This window comes from Streptomyces sp. SID14478 (assembly GCF_010548525.1).
GTDB lineage: Bacteria > Actinomycetota > Actinomycetes > Streptomycetales > Streptomycetaceae > Streptomyces.
Genome location: NZ_JAAGMG010000085.1, coordinates 1 through 2,281, shown reverse-complemented (window position 1 = coordinate 2,281; position 2,281 = coordinate 1). Strand labels below are relative to the sequence as shown.

At 72.6% G+C, this 2,281-nt stretch carries 3 protein-coding genes; 1 reads left to right on the top strand and 2 read right to left on the bottom strand.

Annotated elements, in window-relative coordinates:
- Together G3I40_RS02960 and G3I40_RS02955 are read right to left on the bottom strand one after the other, a co-directional pair.
- Positions 1–808, bottom strand: an 808-nt coding sequence (locus G3I40_RS02960) for a xanthine dehydrogenase family protein subunit M (RefSeq protein ID WP_164300576.1), incomplete at its 3' end; no start/stop codon positions are given.
- Complete coding sequence (locus tag G3I40_RS02955) at positions 805–1,359, bottom strand: 2Fe-2S iron-sulfur cluster-binding protein (RefSeq protein ID WP_164300575.1); 555 nt, start codon at positions 1,357–1,359, stop codon at positions 805–807. The genes G3I40_RS02960 and G3I40_RS02955, both read right to left, overlap by 4 nt.
- Before the next feature lie 203 nt (positions 1,360–1,562).
- Between G3I40_RS02955 and G3I40_RS02950 the strand changes: the two genes are divergently transcribed.
- Positions 1,563–2,162: a TetR/AcrR family transcriptional regulator gene (locus tag G3I40_RS02950; protein ID WP_164300574.1), complete on the top strand. Its 600-nt coding sequence runs from the start codon at positions 1,563–1,565 to the stop codon at positions 2,160–2,162.
- Positions 2,163–2,281: the final 119 nt, after the last annotated feature.

Below are 2,281 nucleotides of genomic sequence, written 5' to 3'. Positions count from 1 at the left end.
ACGGCCGGGAGGCGACCGCACCGAAGGCCAGCCGTGCGTCGTGCACGACGCCGTCGCGGACGTCGAGGGCGACGGCGGCGGAGCCGATGGCGAAGGCGTACGAGGCGCGCTCGCGGACCTTGCGGTAGCGGGAGCGGGCGGCGACGGGCGCGGGCGGCAGGGTCACCGCGGTGATGAGCGCACCGGCCGGCAGGGCCGTCTCCAGGTGCGGGGTCTGCCCGACGGGCCGGTAGAAGTCCTCGAGCGCCAACTCCCCGTGCCCGTCGACGGTTTCGTAGTGCACGACGGCGTCGAAGGCGGCGAGCGCGACGCCCATGTCGGACGGGTGCACGGCCACGCACGCCCCACTCGCGCCGAGGATCGCGTGGTTGCGGTGCTCACCCTTGACGGCGGGGCAACCACTGCCGGGCTCCCGCTTGTTGCACGGTTTGGACAGGTCGGTGAAGTAGCCGCAGCGGGTGCGCTGGAGCAGGTTCCCGCCGACGGTAGCCATGTTGCGCAGCTGGCCGGACGCGCCCGCGAGCACGGCCTGGGCCAACGCCGGGTAGCGGCGGCGCACTTCGGGGTGCGCGGCGAGGTCGCTGTTGGTGACGGTGGCCCCGATCCGCAGACCGCCGTCGTCCGTCGGCTCGATGCGGTCCAGCGGCAGTTCGCGTACGTCGACCAGGTGCGCGGGGCGTTCCACACCCGCCTTCATCAGGTCGACCAGATTGGTGCCGCCGCCGAGGAAGCGCGCCTCGGGGTCGGCCCCGAGCACGGCCACGGCGCCGGGCACGTCGAGCGCCCTCTCGTATCCGAACTCCCTCACGCCAGCTGCTCCTTCGTGCTCTCGGCGGCCTGTGCGACGGCTTGCACGATCGACACGTACGCCCCGCAGCGGCACAGGTTCCCGCTCATCCGTTCCCGGATCTCCTCGGGCGTCAGGGCGGGCACGCCCGCCTCGGGCCGTACGTCCTGGGTCGCGGCGCTCGGCCAGCCGGCCGCGTGTTCCTGGAGGACACCGAGGGCCGAACAGATCTGCCCGGGGGTGCAGTAGCCGCACTGGAAGCCGTCGAATTCGACGAAGGCCTGCTGTACCGGGTGGAGCGCGTCGCCGTCCGCGACGCCCTCGATGGTGGTGATGTCGCGGCCCTCGGCGGCGACCGCGAGCTGCAGGCAGGACACGGTGCGGCGGCCGTCGACGAGCACGGTGCAGGCCCCGCACTGCCCCTGGTCGCAGCCCTTCTTCGTGCCGGTCAGATCGAGCCGCTCGCGCAGGGCGTCGAGCAGCGTGGTGCGGTGGTCGACGGGCAGCGTGTACTTCTCTCCATTGACGTGCAAAGTGATCGAGCTGGACGTGGAGATGCCCCTTGGGGCCATGAGCAGCCTTCTTTCGCGTATCCGATGCGAGGAGAATCAGCGCTGTACGGTGCGGGGCGGCGGGTGGACGGCTCGGAGCCGGCCACTGCCCCGCTAGGGTGGACGGACCGAAGCGGACATCTGTCCGCTCTACGTTCCCCGAACGTAGTGGACAACTGTCCGCTCAGCAAGGACGTTTCCGCGCCACGGCCGAAGGAGGACGCGTGCGGCACCCGAAGGAGCAGGCCACGCTGCGCTCGGACGCGCAGCGCAACCGGGAGCGCATCCTCGAGGTGGCGCTGGCCGAGCTGACGCGCTCGGCGGACGCACCACTGAGCACCATCGCGCGGAAGGCGGGCGTCGGGCAGGGCACGTTCTACCGCAACTTCCCGAGCCGGGAGGCCCTCGTCCTGGAGGTGTACCGGTACGAGGTGCAGCAAGTCGCCGACACCGCGGCCCAGTTGCTGTGCTCCCGGCCGCCGCAGGTCGCCCTGCGCGAGTGGATGGACCGGCTCGCACAGTACGCGATGGCCAAGGCGGGGCTCGCGGACGCGCTGCGCGAGGCGACGACGGCGCGCGGCACCTTCAAGAACCTGGCGCACGGCCCGTTGACGCAGGCCGTCACGCTGCTGCTCGACGCGAACGAGGAGGCGGGCACCGTCCGCCCCGGCCTCACCCCGGACGACTTCATGCTGGCCATCGCGGGCCTGTGGCTGATCGACCCGCACGGCGACTGGCAGTCCCGCGCGGGCCGCCTGCTGGATCTGGTGATGGACGGGCTGCGGGCGGGGGCGCCGGGGCCGCGGCCCGCGGCGGACGAATAACCGTCCGCCGGACGGGACTACGACCTCTTGCGCGGCTTGCCGCGCTTGCCGCCCTGCTGCTTGCCGCCCTGCTTCCCGCCTGGCTTGGGCCGGCCCGCGCCCCGTGCGGGCGCCTTGCG